The sequence below is a fragment of the Rhodococcus sp. SJ-2 genome (genome assembly GCF_053750035.1).
This window is the reverse complement of the sequence record NZ_CM132340.1, coordinates 5,628,859-5,647,568: the sequence shown is the minus strand read 5'-3', so window position 1 is coordinate 5,647,568 and position 18,710 is coordinate 5,628,859. Positions and strand designations below refer to the sequence as shown.

At 66.2% G+C, this 18,710-nt stretch carries 17 protein-coding genes; 12 read left to right on the top strand and 5 right to left on the bottom strand.

Annotation, left to right across the window (positions count from 1 at the left end; translation table 11 throughout):
• The first annotated feature begins 137 nt into the window (after positions 1-137).
• From ACSYG9_RS26400 to ACSYG9_RS26385, 4 genes are all read left to right on the top strand, one after another.
• Positions 138-764 (top strand): response regulator, encoded by a 627-nt coding sequence (locus ACSYG9_RS26400; RefSeq protein WP_454843047.1) that lies wholly within the window; start codon positions 138-140, stop codon positions 762-764.
• A gap of 133 nt (positions 765-897) precedes the next feature.
• A complete protein-coding gene (locus ACSYG9_RS26395; RefSeq protein WP_440125209.1) occupies positions 898-1,929 on the top strand; it encodes a 6-phosphofructokinase in 1,032 nt (343 codons plus the stop codon).
• A 27-nt stretch (positions 1,930-1,956) separates the two neighbouring features.
• On the top strand, positions 1,957-3,468 hold the full coding sequence (gatB, locus tag ACSYG9_RS26390; RefSeq protein WP_440125208.1) for an Asp-tRNA(Asn)/Glu-tRNA(Gln) amidotransferase subunit GatB: 1,512 nt from the start codon (positions 1,957-1,959) through the stop codon (positions 3,466-3,468).
• 25 nt (positions 3,469-3,493) lie between these two features.
• Positions 3,494-4,714 (top strand): cation:proton antiporter domain-containing protein, encoded by a 1,221-nt coding sequence (locus ACSYG9_RS26385; RefSeq protein ID WP_440125207.1) that lies wholly within the window; start codon positions 3,494-3,496, stop codon positions 4,712-4,714.
• 64 nt (positions 4,715-4,778) lie between these two features.
• Here the strand turns inward: ACSYG9_RS26385 and ACSYG9_RS26380 are convergent, their stop codons facing one another.
• From ACSYG9_RS26380 to ACSYG9_RS26370, 3 genes are all read right to left on the bottom strand, one after another.
• Positions 4,779-5,108 (bottom strand): type II toxin-antitoxin system PemK/MazF family toxin, encoded by a 330-nt coding sequence (locus ACSYG9_RS26380; protein ID WP_440125206.1) that lies wholly within the window; start codon positions 5,106-5,108, stop codon positions 4,779-4,781.
• Positions 5,105-5,338 carry an antitoxin MazE family protein gene (locus ACSYG9_RS26375; RefSeq protein WP_440125205.1) on the bottom strand — a complete coding sequence of 78 codons (234 nt, stop codon included), beginning with the start codon at positions 5,336-5,338 and terminating at the stop codon, positions 5,105-5,107. The genes ACSYG9_RS26380 and ACSYG9_RS26375 overlap by 4 nt, the downstream gene beginning before the upstream one ends.
• Before the next feature lie 686 nt (positions 5,339-6,024).
• Positions 6,025-7,170 carry a PQQ-dependent sugar dehydrogenase gene (locus ACSYG9_RS26370; RefSeq protein WP_440125204.1) on the bottom strand — a complete coding sequence of 382 codons (1,146 nt, stop codon included), beginning with the start codon at positions 7,168-7,170 and terminating at the stop codon, positions 6,025-6,027.
• Positions 7,171-7,344: 174 nt separating this feature from the next.
• On the opposite strand from ACSYG9_RS26370, the gene ACSYG9_RS26365 reads away from it, so the two are divergent.
• The 3 genes from ACSYG9_RS26365 to ACSYG9_RS26355 all read left to right on the top strand — a co-directional run bounded on the left by ACSYG9_RS26365 (position 7,345) and on the right by ACSYG9_RS26355 (position 9,355).
• Positions 7,345-7,581, top strand: a complete 237-nt coding sequence (locus ACSYG9_RS26365; protein WP_440125203.1) for a helix-turn-helix domain-containing protein — start codon at positions 7,345-7,347, stop codon at positions 7,579-7,581.
• 45 nt (positions 7,582-7,626) lie between these two features.
• Entirely contained in the window at positions 7,627-8,493 is an 867-nt protein-coding gene (locus ACSYG9_RS26360) for an RNA-guided endonuclease InsQ/TnpB family protein (RefSeq protein WP_454843046.1), read from the top strand.
• 157 nt (positions 8,494-8,650) lie between these two features.
• Positions 8,651-9,355 carry a DoxX family membrane protein gene (locus ACSYG9_RS26355; RefSeq protein WP_440127823.1) on the top strand — a complete coding sequence of 235 codons (705 nt, stop codon included), beginning with the start codon at positions 8,651-8,653 and terminating at the stop codon, positions 9,353-9,355.
• Between the two features lie 67 nt (positions 9,356-9,422).
• Here ACSYG9_RS26355 and ilvD read toward each other — a convergent pair whose 3' ends face one another.
• Together ilvD and ACSYG9_RS26345 are read right to left on the bottom strand one after the other, a co-directional pair.
• Positions 9,423-11,264, bottom strand: a complete 1,842-nt coding sequence (gene ilvD, locus ACSYG9_RS26350; protein WP_454840514.1) for a dihydroxy-acid dehydratase — start codon at positions 11,262-11,264, stop codon at positions 9,423-9,425.
• Between the two features lie 108 nt (positions 11,265-11,372).
• Positions 11,373-11,906 (bottom strand): PH domain-containing protein, encoded by a 534-nt coding sequence (locus ACSYG9_RS26345; protein WP_440127822.1) that lies wholly within the window; start codon positions 11,904-11,906, stop codon positions 11,373-11,375.
• Positions 11,907-12,169: 263 nt separating this feature from the next.
• Between ACSYG9_RS26345 and ACSYG9_RS26340 the strand changes: the two genes are divergently transcribed.
• From ACSYG9_RS26340 to ACSYG9_RS26320, 5 genes are all read left to right on the top strand, one after another.
• Positions 12,170-14,107, top strand: coding sequence for an acetolactate synthase large subunit (locus ACSYG9_RS26340; protein ID WP_440125201.1), 1,938 nt, complete (start codon positions 12,170-12,172; stop codon positions 14,105-14,107).
• Entirely contained in the window at positions 14,104-14,607 is a 504-nt protein-coding gene (ilvN, locus tag ACSYG9_RS26335; RefSeq protein ID WP_169686092.1) for an acetolactate synthase small subunit, read from the top strand. The genes ACSYG9_RS26340 and ilvN overlap by 4 nt, the downstream gene beginning before the upstream one ends.
• A 50-nt stretch (positions 14,608-14,657) precedes the next feature.
• Complete coding sequence (gene ilvC, locus ACSYG9_RS26330) at positions 14,658-15,659, top strand: ketol-acid reductoisomerase (RefSeq protein WP_206039570.1); 1,002 nt, start codon at positions 14,658-14,660, stop codon at positions 15,657-15,659.
• 120 nt (positions 15,660-15,779) lie between these two features.
• Positions 15,780-17,573: a SulP family inorganic anion transporter gene (locus tag ACSYG9_RS26325; RefSeq protein ID WP_440125200.1), complete on the top strand. Its 1,794-nt coding sequence runs from the start codon at positions 15,780-15,782 to the stop codon at positions 17,571-17,573.
• Between the two features lie 87 nt (positions 17,574-17,660).
• The gene (locus ACSYG9_RS26320) at positions 17,661-18,614 is read left to right on the top strand and encodes a hypothetical protein (protein ID WP_454840512.1); all 954 of its coding nucleotides are present in this window, start codon (positions 17,661-17,663) and stop codon (positions 18,612-18,614) included.
• Positions 18,615-18,710: the final 96 nt, after the last annotated feature.

Here is an 18,710-nt window from a genome sequence, read left to right as displayed (position 1 = left end):
CTCCCGCTCCTCACATTCGCTGGGGCCGGGGAGGACGTCGATCGCGCCTGCGGTATTAGGCTGTGGCCGTGACCGAGCCGACCACCCTCACCCCCGGGTCCACGCCCACCACTGTGTTCATCGCCGACGACCAGGCCATGGTGCGGCAGGGTTTCGGCGCATTGCTTGCGGCGCAGCATGACATCAGCGTCGTCGGCGATGCGCCCGACGGGCGCACCGCGGTGTCCGAAGTGGCGAGGTTGCGCCCCGACGTCGTGCTGATGGACGTGCGGATGCCCGAAATGAACGGTCTCGACGCGGCACGTCGGATCCTCGCCGACACACGCGAACCGAAGACTCGCGTGCTCATGCTCACGACCTTCGACCTCGACGAGTACGTGTACGAGGCACTCGGAATGGGTGCGAGCGGGTTCATGCTCAAGGATGCGCCGGCCGACGAACTCGTCCGCGCCGTCCGCGTGGTGGCAGAAGGGCAGGCGCTGCTCGCTCCGACGGTCACCCGCAGGCTGATCGCCGACGTCACCAGCCGACGTACGCCCGCACGCGGTCGCGCCCGTGCGCTCGATGTCCTGACGCCGCGCGAGCTCGAGGTTCTCGAACTGATCGCACAGGGACTGTCGAATCAGGAGATCGCCGCGAAACTCTTCGTCGCCGAGCAGACGGTGAAAACCCATGTGGGGAAGGTGCTGGGCAAGCTGCACCTCCGCGACAGGGCACAGGCCGTGGTACTCGCGTACGAATCCGGTGTTGTCACCCCCGGTTGAGAATCCCCGCGCGGTCGTCAGCTTCCCGGCAGCGCGCGAAGACCGGTGTCGTGCTCGATCGGCATGCCGCCTGCGCCTGATGCGGGCAGGATGGCGATACGGCACGAAGGCACACACCATCGGAAGGTTGCGGATGACGCGGATCGGCATTCTCACCAGCGGCGGCGACTGTCCCGGACTCAATGCGGTGATCCGCGGGGCGGTCCTCAAGGGAACCGAGGTACACGCCCAGGAGTTCGTCGGCTTCCTCGACGGCTGGCGGGGACTCGTCGACGGTGATGCGATCCCCTTGGACCGCAGCCGGGTCCGGGGCCTTGCCCAGCAGGGTGGCACCATCTTGGGTACGAGCAGATTCGGCCCGTATCAGGGACCGAACGGGGGAGCGCAGAACATTCAGGCCACACTCGACCGGCTCGGTATCGACGCGGTCGTCGCCATCGGTGGCGAGGGCACCGCGTCCGCATCGAAACGTCTGTTCGAGGAAGGCATCCGGATCGTGGGGGTCCCCAAGACGATCGACAACGATCTCAGCCGCACCGACTACACATTCGGCTTCGACACGGCAGTCGAGATCGCCACCGTCGCGATCGACAGACTTCGGACCACCGGGAACTCCCACAAGCGCTGCATGGTGCTCGAGGTGATGGGGCGGCACGCCGGCTGGATCGCATTGCACTCGGGCACGGCAGGAGGAGCACATGCCATCCTCATTCCCGAACACCCCGAAAGTCTCGAGCAGATCTGCGAATGGGTCACCAGTGTGCGCGACCGAGGTCGCGCACCGATGGTCGTCGTCGCGGAAGGCTTCACCCTGCCCGAAATGGCGCAGGCCCATTCCACCAAGGGACTCGACGGATTCGACCGGCCCCGCCTCGGTGGCATCGCCGAGGTACTCGCACCGCTCATCGAAGAACACACCGGGATCGAGACGCGTGCGACGGTGCTCGGGCACATCCAGCGCGGTGGCGTCCCGACCGCGTTCGATCGCGTTCTCGCCACGCGGCTCGGGATGGCCGTCACCGACCTGGTGGCAGACGAAGAATGGGGACATATGGTCGCCCTGCACGGAACGGACATCGCCCGAGTCGGATTCGAGGAGGCGCTCGCCGATCCCAAGTACGTCCCGGACGAGCGCTACCAGGAGATGCGGGTCATCTTCGGCTGACACCGGTGGCCGTCTAAAATCGTGAGCATGACTGCCTCCGTGTCTGCTGACCTGCTCGCCTACGACGACGTGCTCGCGAAGTTCGAGCCCGTGATGGGCATGGAGGTGCACGTCGAGCTGCACACCGCCACCAAGATGTTCTGCCCGTGCCCGACCGCGTTCGGTGCCGAGCCGAATACGCAGGTATGCCCGGTCTGTCTCGGCCTTCCAGGTGCCCTGCCGGTGGTCAACCAGCAGGCGGTCGAATCCGCAATCCGAATCGGCCTCGCACTGAACTGCTCGATCACCCCGTGGGGGCGGTTCGCGCGGAAGAACTACTTCTACCCGGACCAGCCGAAGAACTACCAGATCTCGCAGTACGACGAACCGATCGCCACCGACGGTCACCTCGACGTGGTTCTCGACGACGGCACCACCTGGCGAGTCGACATCGAGCGTGCCCACATGGAAGAGGACACCGGCAAGTCGCTGCACGTCGGCGGCGCGACCGGACGTATCCACGGCGCCAGCCATTCGCTGCTCGACTACAACCGCGCCGGTGTTCCCCTCGTCGAGATCGTCACCAAGCCGATCACCGGCGCCGGGGAACGTGCCCCCGAGGTCGCCCGGGCGTACGTCACCGCGCTGCGCGACCTCCTCAAGGCGCTCGACGTCTCCGACGTGCGCATGGATCAGGGTTCGATGCGCTGCGACGCCAACATCTCGCTCATGCCGATCGGCGCGAAGGAGTTCGGCACCCGCACCGAGACGAAGAACGTCAACTCGCTCAAGTCCGTCGAGGTCGCTGTCCGCTACGAGATGCGTCGCCAGGCCGCCGTGTTGACCAGTGGCGGCGAGGTCATTCAAGAGACCCGACACTTCCAGGAGTCCGACGGCACGACGTCTCCCGGTCGCCGTAAGGAAACCGCCGAAGACTACCGGTACTTCCCGGAACCCGACCTCGAGCCGGTCGCGCCGGACGCCACATGGATCGAGGAGCTGCGCGCGACCCTGCCCGAACTGCCGTGGCTGCGCCGCGCGCGCATCCAGGCCGACTGGGGTGTCTCCGACGAGGAGATGCGTGATCTCGTCAACGCGGGCGCGCTCGAACTGGTCATCGCGACCACCGAGGCCGGAGCGCCCGCGTCCGAAGCACGGTCGTGGTGGGTTGCCTACCTCGCTCAGCAGGCGAACACCCGCGGCGTCGAACTCGTCGAGCTGCCCATCACCCCGGCGCAACTCGCACACGTCATCGCGCTGGTCGCCGAGGGCAAGCTGACGAACAAGCTCGCGCGCAAGGTCGTCGACTACGTTCTCGAAGGTGAAGGCGAGCCCGCACAGATCCTCGAGGCCCACCCCGAGCTCGTCGTCGTGCGTGACGACAGCAAGCTTCAGGCCGCCGTCGACGAGGCGCTCGCCGCGAACCCTGACATCGCCGACAAGATCCGCTCGGGCAAGGTTGCGGCCGCAGGCAAGATCGTGGGTGACGTCATGAAGGCGACCCGCGGGCAGGCCGATCCCGCCCGCGTCAAGGAACTCGTGATCGCCGCGTGCAGCTGATCAGCTGTCGCTAATGTAGCGATGCATGGACGCTGCCGTCGCCACCTCGCTCCTCTGGATCACGGTGGCGGCGGTCCTCGCGCCGCTCGTGGCCGGCGTGATTCCGCGGCGACTCGTACCCGAGGTGGTGCTGCTGCTCGTCGCCGGTGTGGTGATCGGTCCGTATGCGCTCGGGACAGCTACGGTCGACAGCGAGATCGAGATGTTGCGCGAACTCGGGCTGGGACTGCTGTTCCTGCTCGCGGGGTACGAGATCGACCCGAAGGAACTCACAGGGCGAGGTGGACGCCGCGCGCTCGTCACCTGGATGGTGTGTTTCGGGCTCGCTGTCGGCGCGGTGGCTGTGCTGGCGACGCTGGATGTCGTACACGCCGGGGTCGCTGTGGCGATCGCGCTCACGTCGACGGCGCTCGGCACCCTGCTGCCGATCCTCGCCGACCGCGGTCTTGTCGCGACGCCGCTCGGTCGCTCGGTGCTCAACCACGGCGCGGTCGGCGAACTACTGCCGGTGATCGCCATGGCAGTGCTGCTGGGGACGCGCGGAGCCGTCGGATCCCTGATCGTGCTGGGGCTGTTCGCCGTCGTCGCAATGGTTGTCGCGTTGGTGCCGCGGTGGGCCCTGCGGGAAGGGTCGCGGTTCCTGCGGTTCGTCCGCAGCACGTCGGACACCACTGCGCAGACGCCGGTGCGGCTGGTGATGCTGTTGCTGGTCGGCCTGATCGCGGTGGCGGCGGTATTCGATCTCGATGTGATCCTCGGGGCGTTCGCGGCCGGTTTCGTTCTGCGACGGGCCGTTCCGGGAGGCGATGAGCAGCTCGAGTCGAAACTGGACGGACTCGCGTACGGGTTCATGATCCCGATCTTCTTCGTCACGTCGGGAATGGCGATCGATGTGCACGCCGTCGTGGATGCGCCCGGCGTCCTGATCGCGTTCCTCGTGCTCCTGGTGCTCGTGCGCGGGGTGCCGGTGTTCGTCGCGTCGCGATTCGATCGGGGTGAGAACGGAACTCGGTTCGACACGTCCGAGCAGCTGCAAATCGCGTTGTACTCCACGACCGGCCTGCCGCTCATCGTCGCGGTCACGGGCGTCGCGGTGTCGGCGGGGCACATGTCCACTGCCAGCGCATCGATCCTGGTCGCGGCAGGTGCGATCACGGTGCTGGTCATGCCGACGCTGGCCGGTCTGCTGCCGAGTAGGAATCGGGCAGATTCGACGAAGGTGCAGCGAAGCGAGTCGGAACGATGATTTGCCCATCGTCAACAGAGCCTGGTCTGCCGCAGAGTACGAGAGTTGCTGGACGCGGCGCCGGTCAGTCCGCGAGACCGAGGAATACGATCAAGGCACGGTCGAGGCGGACCAAGTCGTCGTCAGGGAGACGGCCGAGACGGTCGCGCAGGTTTGCACGCGGCATCGTGGTGACCTTGTCGACCATGATGTGACTCGGCTGGTCGACGCCGGTCACAGGAGTCGCGTCGACGGTGATACGAAGGAGTGGCGCGTCGACGGGGTGGGTGGTCATCGGGCAGATTGTGACGGATGCGGTGGCGTCGAAGCGGTCGTCCTGGATGATCACGATCGGTCGGGGTTTGCCGGTGTAGGCACCGCGGGCTGCTGCAACGTAGATGTCCCCGCGTCTCACTCCGTCGGCTCCGCGGACGCTGGTTCGTCGCCCCAGTCGTCGGAGATCGCGTCGACGAATGCCTGGTCGTCGGTCTCATGCTCGCCGACGGCGACGGCGGCCGACTGACGGTGCGCTTCGGCGGCAAATTCTGCTGCGCGCACGTCGGGCACCCAGATCTGCACCGGGCGTAGTCCCTGGGCCCGCAGTCGCCGGCGGTGTTCGGCCACTCGATCGCGTGTGCTCGCCATGACCAGATGTTACATGTAACGGCCGGTGGGGGCGAGTCGGATATCAGCCCCGGTCGAGTCGTTCGATCAGGCAAGCGACTGCAGACCCAAGCGACTGCAGACCGATGAGCAGCGAGACGGCAGCGTCGTATTCGCTGGGCTTTCGGATCGCGACTATTGGAGTGGCGCGCTCATCCAACGTCGAGCGTGATCGCCCACCGTGCAGTGCGGTGAGGATTGCTCACAGGCGCGTACGCGGATCACTCCCTAGGTGGCTGCCGTCATCGTTGTGGTTCGTCCGGGCGTTGGGAGGATTTCGCGGGTCTGCCGGTCCTTGTACTGCGGGTCGTCGGTGACTGGTAGTCGGGAGGTCGCTTCCATCACCACTCACCCGATGCCGAGGTCGATCGGGTGAGTGGTGAGCTCGGGGGTATCGCGCCGTCGACGGGCGGCCACGCGCCCGGATCTCGCGGGCTCGGAGAGCGTCGTGGTAGGCATCAACTCCCGGTGAGGCGTTCGTCGAGCAGAACGCCCACTGATGACACGCATCGACCAGGTGCTTGACTCAACTGCCATCGAGTGAGGATCGCACGCGTGATCGGTAGCTGGTGGTGCGCGATCGACCTCGTAGGTTGGTGATCGGGTCGCTTCGCGAGAGGACGGGCGGGTCGTCGAGGTGTGCCGTAGCCTGCCTGGCCACCTCCCCGTCAGTCGAAACCTCCACCACCGGCCGGGAACTGGATGCGGACGACGCGGTCGTCGTTGGGTCCGGGCTCGTCGCCCGACTTGTTGACGGTCGAAACCCACAGCAGGCCATCGGGTCCGGCGGACGCACCGCGTAGCATGCCGTAGCGATCTTCGAGCGTCACGGTCGGCGCGGCCGTCACAGCACCCGTTCCGGGATCGATCGGCAGTACTGCCACGGCCTTCCCTCTCGTGAGTGACACGGCGAGACCTTCGGGGGACGCGGCACATCCTGCGACTCCGGGCTTCTCCGGCCAGGTCCACGCGGGCCCGGCTGCTACCGCGCCGTCCATGCTCACCCGCTGCAACCGGTCCTCGAGCACGGTGCGGTCGGTGATCCACAGGTTGCCGCTCGGGTCCCGGCACACGTCTCCCGCTTCCCCCAGCCCCGACAGTGTCACCGTCGGGGCTGCCGACGCGCCGGGTGTGGGCAGTGGAAGCGACAGCAGCTTGCCGGACAGCGACGAAGCATTGTCTGCTGCGGCCGGATCTCCCGCATTGCCGGTGAGTACCGCGAGTTCGGTCGGCGAGACGAATTCGAGCGCACCTGCGTTCCCGGTGGTGCCGCGCGGGATTCCGGTCAGGATGTCCTTGGGTACATCGCCTGCCGCGATCCGCACCACCCGATTGTCGGATGGCGTGGTGATGTAGGCGTAGAGCAGGCGGTCCTCGTTGAAAGTGGGCGACAGAACGACGTCGTGCAGCCCGCCGTCTCCCGAGCCGTCGACGGGCACGGTCGCCACTTCGACGGGTTCCTCACCGACGGTGACCCGCAGAATACGGCCCGTGCGACGTTCGGTCACGAGCGCGGAATTGCCGTCGGGGAGGGCGATCAGACCGCCGGTGGTATCGAGGCAGGTCGCGATCACTGCGGGATCGGGATCGACACACGGTCCAGGAGGGACCGGCGGTGTGCTCGGTGTGGTGGTCGTGCTCGGCGATTGCTCCGGCGCTACGCCCCCCGCGTCGAACGACGGCGCGGATGTGAACGGGGTGGTGGCTGCGTCGTCGAATCGTGCGCATGACGGAACGAGAAGCACCCCGATCGCCAGGGCCACCGCACTCGTACGCATCTTCCACGAACCTGCCGACCGCGCGCCCCTCGTCATGCAGCAGACGTTACCGGGACGACGCGCGGCGGCGCGTATGCCGGGTGGGAGGGGCACCGGGGACCTACGCTGGAGAGGTGACCCGCAATCCTTCGGCGCAAGTCCTGTCGTTCGCGGCCGGGACAGCCGATCTGTCTTTCTGGTGGTGTCGGTGGGTGCCTGTACGTTACGAACATGCAGCTCAGATACCGGTACCGGGTCTATCCGACGCCTGGCCAGCGGGACATGCTGGCCCGGTCGTTCGGGTGTGCACGGGTGGTGTTCAACGATGCGCTGCGCGCGCGGCAGGACGCGTGTGCGTCCGGGGTGAGCCTCTCGGACACCGACGTGCAGAAACAGGTGGTTACCGCAGCGAAGAAGACCCCGCAGCGGGCATGGCTTGCCGAGGTGGCGTCGGTTGCGTTGGTGTAGGCCTGCCAGGACGCGCGTCGCGCCTACCGGAACTGGTTCGACTCGATATCCGGCACACGCAAGGGCCGCAAGGTCGGTCCGCCTCGTTTCCGGTCCCGCAAGGACAACAGGAAGGCAATCCGGCTGACCCGCAACGGGTTCTCGCTGCGTTCGAACGGGAAGCTGTATGTGGCGAAGGTCGGCGAGCTGAAGGTCGCGTGGTCGCGGGACCTGCTGTCGGAGCCGTCGAGCGTGTCGATCATCAAGGACGCTGCGGGACGGTACTTCGCGTCGTTCGTGGTGGAGACGTCCGATGTACTACTGCCGGAGTGCGATGCGGAGGTGGGGATCGATTTGGGTTTGACGACGTTCGCCGTGCTCTCGGACGGGAAGGTCATCGAGTCCCCGAAATTCTTCCGCCGCGCCGAACGCAAGCTCCGCAAGGCGCAACAGAGCTTGTCGCGCAAACAGAAGGGCAGCAGGAATCGGGCCAAGGCCCGCCTCGAGGTCGCCAAAGCTCACGCGAAGGTGGCCGATGCCCGCGCCGAGTGGGCGCACAAGCAGTCCACGATGATCATCCGCGAGAACCAAGCGGTGTTCGTCGAGGATTTGTGTGTCGCGGGGTTGGCGCGGACTCGGTTGGCGAAGTCAGTGCACGATGCGGGGTGGGGCTTGTTCACCCGCTTGTTGGAGGAGAAGGCCGCTCGGTTCGGGCGGGTGTTTGTGAAGGTGGACCGATTTTATCCGTCGAGTCAGCTCTGCTCCGCGTGCGGGGTGCGCGACGGTCCGAAGCCGCTCTCTGTTCGCCGGTGGCAGTGCGCGGCGTGCGGGGTGGTGCACGACCGCGATCTGAATGCTGCCAAGAATGTCCACGCCGCGGGACGTGCGGAGTGGTTAAACGCTTGTGGAGGGGCGGTAAGTCCTTCCGTCTGATGGGAGGCGAGTCCCTGTGAATCAGGAACCCACCGGAGCGGCGCGTAGCGCTGCAGGAGGAATCCCGGATGTTCACGGCCGGGAGGACGTCAACGACAAGGAGACCGGCCGCACGCCGGACACAGGCTCGAGTCCCTTCGATGAACCGACGCTGCAGATGCGTCGGGAGCGTCCGTCGATGCTCGAATCCGAGGACGATCTCGGGTTCGACAATTCTGCGCTCACCCCTGGATTCGACAGTTCTGCATACGACAGTTCTGTGTACGGGGGCGCGGCGTACGCCGCACCCACCGAGCAGATCTATCGGCCCGATCAATCGGGAACTGCGCCCGCGGAGACCGCACCGGTCGTCGAAGCGCGTCGCGGAACCCTCGACCTGGGGCTTCTCGTCCTGCGGCTCGCGGTCGGCGGAATCCTCATCGTCCACGGGCTGCAGAAGCTGGTGGGACTGTGGGGAGGTCCCGGCTTGGACGGGTACGAGGAGTTGCTCCGAGAGGCGGGCTACCAGCAACCGGGCATCCTTGCGATCGTCGGTGCGGCCGGTGAGCTCGCGGCCGGAGCATTCCTCGTTCTCGGTCTGCTCACGCCGCTCGCCGCGGCGGCGATCGTGGCAATCATGATCAACGCAGTGTTGTTCAAACACGAGCTCGAACCCGGTGTCCAGTTCTTCGCGAGCGAACAGTCGGGGTTCGAATTCGAGGTGCTACTCGCGGCAGCCGCGGTGTCGCTCACACTCACCGGCCCGGGCCGGATCGCCGTGGACGGCCCGCGTAAGTGGGCGACCCGGCCGTTCGTCGGGTCGTTCGTCGCGCTGCTTCTCGGTGTCGCGGCGGGCGTGTGTCTGTGGATCTTCGGTCGCTGACACCGGCCGGACGAGACAGGCCGCCGCAATCGGATGATCGCGGCGGCCTGTTCTTCTGCGGAGTGGCCTACGGCACCTGTCGGACGGCGCCCTTGTCTGCGGACGTGGCCAGCGCCGCGTAGGCGCGAAGTGCCTTGGATACCGTGCGCTCGCGATTCACGGGCTGCCACGGACGCTCGGAGGCCTCCATCTTCGCGCGCCGCTCGGCGAGCACATCGTCGTCGACGAGCACCTCGAGGGCTCGGGTCGCCACATCGATGCGGATCCGGTCGCCGTTCTCGATCAGGCCGATGACACCGCCCGACGCTGCCTCGGGGGAGACGTGACCGATCGACAGTCCCGACGTACCGCCGGAGAAGCGTCCGTCGGTGATCAGAGCGCACACCTTGCCGAGCCCGACACCCTTGAGGAACGACGTGGGGTGCAGCATCTCCTGCATGCCCGGGCCGCCGGCCGGTCCCTCGTAGCGCACGACGACGACGTCGCCGGGCTTGATCTTCTTACCCAGAATCACCGAAACCGCTTCTTCCTGGGATTCGACGACGAAGGCGGGACCCTCGAAGTGGAAGAGGTCTTCGTCGATGCCCGCGGTCTTGAGGATCGCGCCGTCCGGGGCGATGTTGCCGCGCAGCACGACGAGTCCGCCCTCGACGGTGTAGGCGTGTTCGATGTCGTGAATGCAACCGCCGACGGCGTCGGTGTCGAGCGACGACCAGCGGTTGTCGGTCGAGAACGGTTCGGTGGTGCGCACTCCGCCGGGGGCGGCGTGGAAGAGTTCGAGTGCTTCATCCGTCGCCTTGCCGGAGCGGATGTCCCAGTCGTCGAGCCACTGATCGAAGCTCTCGGTGTGGACGGTGTGCACGTCGGTCTCGAGCAGTCCGCCGCGGCGGAGTTCGCCGAGGATCGCGGGGATTCCGCCGGCCCGGTGCACATCCTCCATGTGATAATCGGAGTTCGGCGACACCTTCGCCAGGCACGGCACCTTGCGGCTGATCGCATCGATCGTGGAGAGATCGAAGTCGACCTCACCTTCCTGCGCTGCGGCGAGGGTGTGCAGCACCGTATTGGTCGAACCGCCCATGGCGACGTCGAGGGCCATCGCGTTGCGGAACGCAGCGGGCGTAGCGACGTTGCGGGGCAGGACCGATTCGTCCTCGTCGCGGTAGTAGCGCAGCGCCGCCTCGACGACGGTGGTGCCCGCGCGCTCGAACAGTGCGCGGCGCGCCTCGTGGGTCGCGAGAGTCGATCCGTTGCCCGGCAATGCGAGACCGAGTGCCTCGGTAAGGCAGTTCATCGAGTTCGCGGTGAACATCCCCGAGCACGAACCGCACGTCGGGCACGCACTGCGCTCGACCTCGTCGAGACCGGCATCGTCGACAGCCTCACTCGCGGACGCGGAGATCGCGGTGATCAGGTCGGTGGGTGCCTGCGCCACACCGTTCACGACAACGGCCTTGCCTGCCTCCATCGGCCCGCCGGAGACGAACACCGTCGGGATGTTCAGGCGCATGGCCGCGTTGAGCATTCCGGGTGTGATCTTGTCGCAGTTCGAGATACACACGAGTGCGTCGGCGGTGTGTGCGTTGACCATGTATTCGACGGAGTCGGCGATGATCTCGCGGCTCGGAAGCGAGTACAGCATTCCGCCGTGGCCCATGGCGATGCCGTCGTCGACGGCGATCGTGTGGAACTCGCGCGCGACGCCGCCCGCTGCCCGTACGGCGTCGGCGACGATCTCGCCGACGTCCTTGAGGTGGACGTGGCCGGGAACGAACTGGGTGTACGAGTTCGCGATGGCGACGATCGGCTTGCCGAAATCGGAATCGGTCAGGCCGGTGGCGCGCCACAGGGAGCGCGCGCCGGCTGCATTACGTCCGACGGTGGTGGTGCGTGACCTCAACGGGGGCATGGGCTGACTTCCTTGACGGGGCTTGTGGTGCGGCGCATTGACCTGGTGCGCCCCGATTGCCGGGCTGTGACGGGGCCGGGGCGCGACGAATTCGAATCTACTCTCGTGCTATTTGCTACCCGGATCCGACTCGGGCTCGGCCGGTGTATCGGATATCACGTCGTCGTCCTCCGGTTCCTTGCCCGCTTCTTCCTTGTCCGCTTCGGCGAGCTGAGCCGCCCGGGCCGCCGCGTACGGGTCGGTGATCCGTCCGCCGCTGGCCTCGGCGAGTTGAGGCAGGCGCCCGAAAGTGACCACGGGAAGCGCTACCTCGGTGTCGTCGGTGAGGGTCGCACGCGCCCAGCCGCGTTTGGGGAATCGGATGCCTTTCAGCGAATCCCAGCCGATTTTCGTCGTCGAGAACGTCGCGCGCGCGACGATGCCGTCGGGGCCGATGACGGTGCGTACCCGCAGTACCCATGCGACGACGAGGAGTGGGATCACCAGCATCCACGAGAAGGCGGCGGGCCACGCCATTGCAGGGGACAGCACCGCGAGGAACAGGAGACCGCACGCGAGGAATGAAAGCCGCGAGATCTGGATGACCTGCGTCGTCGGTTCGGTCGTGGGCTCGGGAGTGTGGGAGGATGGGCTCGGTGGCACGGGCTGCTGTGGAGATGACACCTCACCATCTTCTCACCGCAGCCATGGCATCTCACATTCTGGGACAGTGACCGAACCAAGTTGACTGTTCTACTCCACGCGCCTACCGTCGACCGCGTGAATCAGAATGGGTTGCTCGTAATCGGCCGGCGCGTCGTCGCCTGAGCCGCTTATAGCAACTCGCCCACGACGCGCCACCCTCGTACAGCACCATGCTGACGAGGGTTTTTTGTTGCCCGGAGCCAGAATCAGAGGAATTCGTAGTGAGCGCACCAACCGCACGTCCTCAACCCTCGCCGCGGAAGCCGGGGTCTGCAAGCCCGACTTCCGCAGCGGCCGCGACGCAGCCCGCCGGCCGACGCTCGGTAGCCCCCGAGCGGGTCACCGGCGCCCAGGCCGTAGTCCGGGCTCTCGAAGAGCTCGAGGTCGACACGGTATTCGGTATTCCCGGCGGTGCGATCCTTCCCGTCTACGACCCGCTCTTCGACTCGAAGGGCGTGCGCCATGTGCTCGTCCGTCACGAGCAGGGTGCAGGCCACGCCGCGACCGGATACGCGCAGGCAACCGGCAAGGTCGGTGTGTGTATGGCGACGTCCGGCCCGGGCGCGACCAACCTGGTCACCCCGCTCGCCGACGCCCAGATGGACTCGGTCCCGGTCGTTGCGATCACCGGCCAGGTCGGGCGTCCGCTGATCGGTACCGATGCGTTCCAAGAGGCCGACATCTCGGGCATCACGATGCCCATCACCAAGCACAACTTCCTCGTCACCGAAGGCACCGACATCCCCCGCATCCTCGCGGAGGCGTTCTACCTGGCGTCCTCGGGCCGACCGGGCGCGGTGCTCGTCGATATCCCGAAGGACATCCTGCAGGCGCAGACCACGTTCAGCTGGCCGCCGGAGATGCACCTGCCCGGTTACCGCCCCGTCACCAAGCCGCACGGCAAACAGGTCCGCGAGGCCGCGCGCCTGATCGCCGATTCCAAGAACCCCGTCCTGTACGTCGGCGGCGGCGTGATCAAGGCCGACGCCTCCGCGGAGCTGCTCGAGCTCGCTGAGCTGACCCGGATCCCCGTGGTCACCACACTCATGGCGCGTGGTGCATTCCCCGACAGTCACGAATTGCACTGCGGCATGCCCGGCATGCACGGCAACGTCGCAGCCGTGGCGGCGCTCCAGAAGAGCGACCTGCTCATCACTCTCGGTGCCCGGTTCGACGACCGCGTCACCGGTCAGCTCGACACGTTCGCTCCCGACGCAAAGGTCATCCACGCCGACATCGATCCGGCGGAAATCGGCAAGAACCGGCACGCCGACGTGCCGATCGTCGGCGACTGCAAGGAAGTCATCGTCGAGCTGCTCGAAGCGGTCCGTGCCGACCTCGCGACAGGCACGAGGCTCGAATACGAGCAGTGGTGGGCCTACCTCGACGACCTCCGCAGCACCTACCCGCTGTCCTACGACCGGCACACCGACGGCACTCTGTCGCCGCAGTACGTGATCCAGGCCGTCGGCAAGCTCGCCGGACCCGACGCGATCTACTGCGCCGGCGTCGGTCAGCATCAGATGTGGGCTGCGCAGTTCGTCGACTACGAGAAGCCGCGTACCTGGCTGAACTCCGGTGGCCTCGGCACGATGGGCTACGCGGTGCCCGCTGCGATGGGCGCCAAGATGGGCAAGCCGGAAGCCGAGGTCTGGGCGATCGACGGCGACGGCTGCTTCCAGATGACCAACCAGGAGCTCGCAACCTGCGCGGTCGAAGGTGTGCCGATCAAGGTCGCGTTGATCAACAACGGCAACCTCGGAATGGTGCGTCAGTGGCAGACGCTGTTCTACGAGAAGCGGTATTCGAACACCGATCTGTCCACGCACAGCCTGCGTATCCCCGATTTCGTGAAGCTGGCCGAGGCTCTCGGCTGCGTCGGCATCCGTGTCGAGCGCGAGGAGGACGTCGAGGACGCGATCCGTCAGGCCCAGGCCATCGACGATCGTCCCGTCGTCATCGACTTCATCGTCGGCAAGGACGCCCAGGTGTGGCCGATGGTGGCTGCGGGCACCAGCAACGACGAGATCATGGCCGCCCGCGACATCCGTCCGTTGTTCGACGACGACTCCGCCGACGACCCCACTGTGATCCACGAGACCATCGAGCGCGACCGCGCGCGCAGCGAGCAGGCTGCCGCCGAGGAGGAAACCAAGTGAGCACGAGCCACACCCTCAGTGTTCTCGTCGAGGACAAGCCGGGCGTGCTGGCCCGAGTCGCATCGTTGTTCTCGCGGCGCGGCTTCAATATCGAATCGCTCGCCGTCGGCGGCACCGAAGTCCCGGAGATCTCCCGGATGACGATCGTCGTGACGGTCGACGAGTTCCCCCTCGAGCAGGTCACCAAGCAGCTCAACAAGCTCGTCAACGTCATCAAGATCGTCGAACAGGAGGACGAGGCATCTGTTGCCCGGGAACTCCTGCTGATCAAGGTGCGCGCCGACGCCAGCGTGCGCACGCAGGTCATCGAGACGGTGAACCTGTTCCGCGCCAAGGTGATCGACGTCTCGCCCGAGTCGCTGACCATCGAAGCCACCGGAACCCGGTCCAAGCTCGATGCGCTGTTGCGCATGCTCGAACCGCACGGCATCCGCGAGATCGTGCAGTCCGGAGTCGTTGCGGTCGGACGCGGTCCGAAGTCCATCACGGCGACCCGTTAGCCTGAACACACCCATATTTTCTGAAAGAGGTAACCACTGTGGCAGTCGAGATGTTCTACGACGACGACGCCGACCTGTCGATCATCCAGGGCCGTAAGGTCGCGGTCATCGGATACGGCAGCCAGGGGCACGCGCACTCGCTGAGCCTGCGCGACTCCGGCGTCGAGGTTCGTATCGGCCTGAAGGAGGGCTCCAAGTCGCGGGCCAAGGCCGAAGAAGCGGGCCTGACCGTCGGCACCCCCGCCGAGGTTTCGGAGTGGGCCGACGTCATCATGGTGCTCGCTCCCGACACCGCGCAGGCGTCGATCTTCAAGGACGACATCGAGCCGAACCTGAAGGACGGCGACGCGCTGTTCTTCGGCCACGGCCTCAACATCCACTTCGACCTGATCACGGCTCCGGCGAACGTCACCGTCGGCATGGTCGCGCCGAAGGGTCCCGGTCACCTCGTGCGTCGCCAGTTCGTCGACGGCAAGGGTGTTCCTGCTCTGATCGCAGTGCACCAGGATCCCAAGGGCGAGGGTCAGGCGCTGGCACTGTCCTACGCCAAGGGCATCGGCGGCACCCGCGCAGGCGTCATCAAGACCACGTTCAAGGAAGAGACCGAGACCGACCTGTTCGGTGAGCAGGCCGTGCTCTGCGGTGGCACCGAAGAACTGGTCAAGACCGGTTTCGAGGTCATGGTCGAGGCGGGCTACGCCCCCGAGATGGCCTACTTCGAGGTTCTCCACGAGCTCAAGCTCATCGTCGACCTCATGTACGAGGGTGGCATCGCCCGCATGAACTACTCGGTGTCCGACACCGCGGAGTTCGGCGGCTACCTCTCCGGTCCGCGCGTCATCGACGCCGGCACCAAGGAGCGCATGAAGGAGATCCTCGCGGATATCCAGTCCGGTGAGTTCACCCGTCGTCTCGTCGCCAACGTCGAGAACGGCAACACCGAGCTCGAAGGCCTGCGCAAGGCCAACGCCGAGCATCCGATCGAGGTCACCGGCAAGAAGCTGCGCGACCTGATGAGCTGGGTCGATCGCCCCATCACCGAAACCGCGTAGTCGGTCCGGTCTTCTCCGGCGGCCCGGTGCACCACGCGGTGCACCGGGCCGCTGTCTTTCTGCACCGCTGCCGATCCGGTACCGCTCTCGCGCATGCCGCGCGGAGGAGATACTGAGTTGATGTCGCTCTGGACCGCTCCCGGCAGGCTCCCTGGCGTAGCCGTGGCGCGCACCTATCAGCGTCGGTGGTTGCGCAGCGACATCACCGCCGGCCTGGTTCTGAGCGCACTCCTGGTGCCTGCCGGGATGGGATACGCGCAAGCTGCAGGCCTGCCTCCCTACACCGGTCTGTACGCGACGATCGTGCCGATGCTCGTGTACGCGCTCGTGGGACCGTCCCGAATTCTCGTTCTCGGACCGGATTCCGCACTCGCCCCATTGATAGCAGCCGCGGTGATTCCGCTCGCGTCCGGTGGCGATCCGCAACGTGCGATCGCCCTTGCCGGCGTCCTGGCGATTCTTGTCGGCCTGATATCGCTGCTCGCGGGGATCCTGCGTTTCGGGTTCGTCACAGAACTGCTGTCCAATCCGATCCGCATCGGTTTTCTCAATGCGATCGCGGTCATCGTCATCGTGGCGCAACTGCCGTTGCTGCTCGGCACAGAAGACGACGAATCCGGTGTGCTGCCCGAGCTCGCGGATGTCGTCGACGACGTGATCGAGGACGGCCCACAGCTGTTCGCGCTGTCGATGGGCCTCGCCTGCATCCTCACGATCGTCGCGGTGCGCAGATTCGTTCCGGTGATACCGGGCGTCCTCATCGCTGTCGTCGGGGCAGGGACGGTGACCGCGGTGTTCTCCCTGACCGACCGGATGACGATGGTGGGAGAACTACCCGCGGGCTTTCCCGCACCTGCGCTCGGTGGCGTCGGATGGGGCGACGTGGCCGAACTGCTCGGCCCGGCGGTTGCCATCGCGCTCATCGCGTACGCCGACACGGCGGTCCTGTCCCGGACGTTCGCGTTGCGGCACGGTGACGACGTCGACGGAAGTTCGGAGATGCGTGCCCTCGGTGCGGTCAACGTCGCGGCGGGCCTCACGGGCGGCTTCCCCGTGTGCGGGAGTGGCAGCCGAACGCCGGTCGTCGAGCATGCCGGGGGCCGCACACAACTCGTAGGGGCGGTGGGAGCGCTCACGGTTCTGGCTTTTCTTCTGATGGCGCCGGGATTGACGGCGTACCTTCCGCAGGCCGCGCTCGGTGCAGTGGTGATCGTCGCGGCGAGCGCTCTGATCGACGTGAGGGCCGTCCGGCATCTGTGGAAGGTCAGCAAGGTCGAATTCGGGTTGTCCATCGCGGCGTTCGCCGGCGTCGCATTCGCAGGAGTCCTGCAGGGCGTCCTCGTCGCAATCGGCCTGTCGCTGATCGTCGTCGTCGTGCGGGCCTGGCAGCCCCACCGCACCGAACTCGTGGAACTTCGCGACGTCGCTGGGTATCACGACATCGATCGGCACCCCGAGGGGCATCGGATCGAAGGGCTGGTGCTGGTCCGTTTCGATGCGCCTCTGTTCTTCGCCAACGGGGCGATTCTCACGCGATACGTGCGCGAGCGAGTCTCCTGCGCCGAACATCCCGTGAAATGGGTCATTCTCGCGGCCGAGCCCATCACCGATCTCGATACCACCGCCGTGGAGGCCCTCGAGGAACTCGACGAAGATCTAGAGCGCAAAGGGATCCGACTCGATTTCGCAGCAATGAAAGGACCGGTCAAGGACCGACTGCGGAGAATGGCCACCGGCGGTCGCTTCGGCGACGACCGGTTCCACCCGACGGTCCGGGCCGGAGTCATCGCGTTTCGTCACCGCAACGACGAGGGTGTCGGCCGCACCGAAGTCGACGCACCGCCCCGCGATGTTGTCGACGGTAGTCCTGTATCAGGGGACGGCAGCGCCGAATCCGGTGACGGCCAGGAGTGACCCGATGGATCATCGGTGTCCGGATTGTGACCGATGTTATTGGTGTGGCGTCGTTGTTACGGGCGCGCACGACCCTACGGTATCGCCATGGGACGAACTTCGAGAACTGTCGCGGGAGCAGCGATTCTTGCAGTGTTGTGCGCAAGCGGCACTGTGGTCACGGCACATGCCGGGCCCACGGTACCCGGTGTCGTCATACCCGGGATCGAGGTCCCCGAGATCGGCGGCCTCGTTCCCCCGGCGCAATCGGAGTTGTTCGGTGGTGGACGAAATCTGTTCCCCGACAAGCGATTCGTCGCGCTCTACGGCCACCCCAGCGGGCCGGCGCTCGGCGCCTTCGGGGAGCAGGACACCGCTGGTGCGATCGCACGGGTGCGCGACCTCGCGGCGCAATACCAACAATATTCGGCCGAGCCGGTGTTGCCGGCCTTCGAGATCATCGCGACGGTCGCGTCCGCCGATCCCGGTACCGACGGGCGTTTTTCGCGCATCACCCCGCTCGAGCAGCTTCGTCCGATCATCGACGAAGCGGAAGCGGCAGGCATCTACGTCGTTCTGGATCTGCAGCCCGGCCATACACACTTCCTCGAGCAAGCCCGGATCTACGAAGAGTTCCTCGCGCGGCCGAATGTCGGTCTCGCGCTCGACCCGGAATGGCGGCTTGCGCCGGGGCAGCAGCACATGGTGCAGATCGGTTCGGTCGATTCGTCCGAGATCAACGAAGTGGTCGCGTACCTCGCCGACCTCGTGCAGCGGCACGATCTGCCTCAGAAGATGCTCGTTCTGCACCAGTTCCGTAGTTCGATGATCACCGGGCGCGAACTCGTCGACGCAGGCAGGCCGGAGGTGTCGGTGGTACTGCACGCGGACGGACACGGCTCGCCTGCTCAGAAACTCGATACGTGGGGTGCGCTGCAGACCGGGCTCCCCCCGCAGATCCACATGGCGTGGAAGAACTTCTACGACGAGGATGTGCCCACATTCACACCCGAGCAGACCATGACTGTCGAGCCGAAACCGGTGTTCGTGTCGTTCCAGTGAGTACCGGCGAGTACTGCGGCATCCCCGTGGGCCCGCTGAGACCGCAGGGGCACTAAACTATGGGCGGTCACGGCTTGAACACGCCTACCGTCAGGT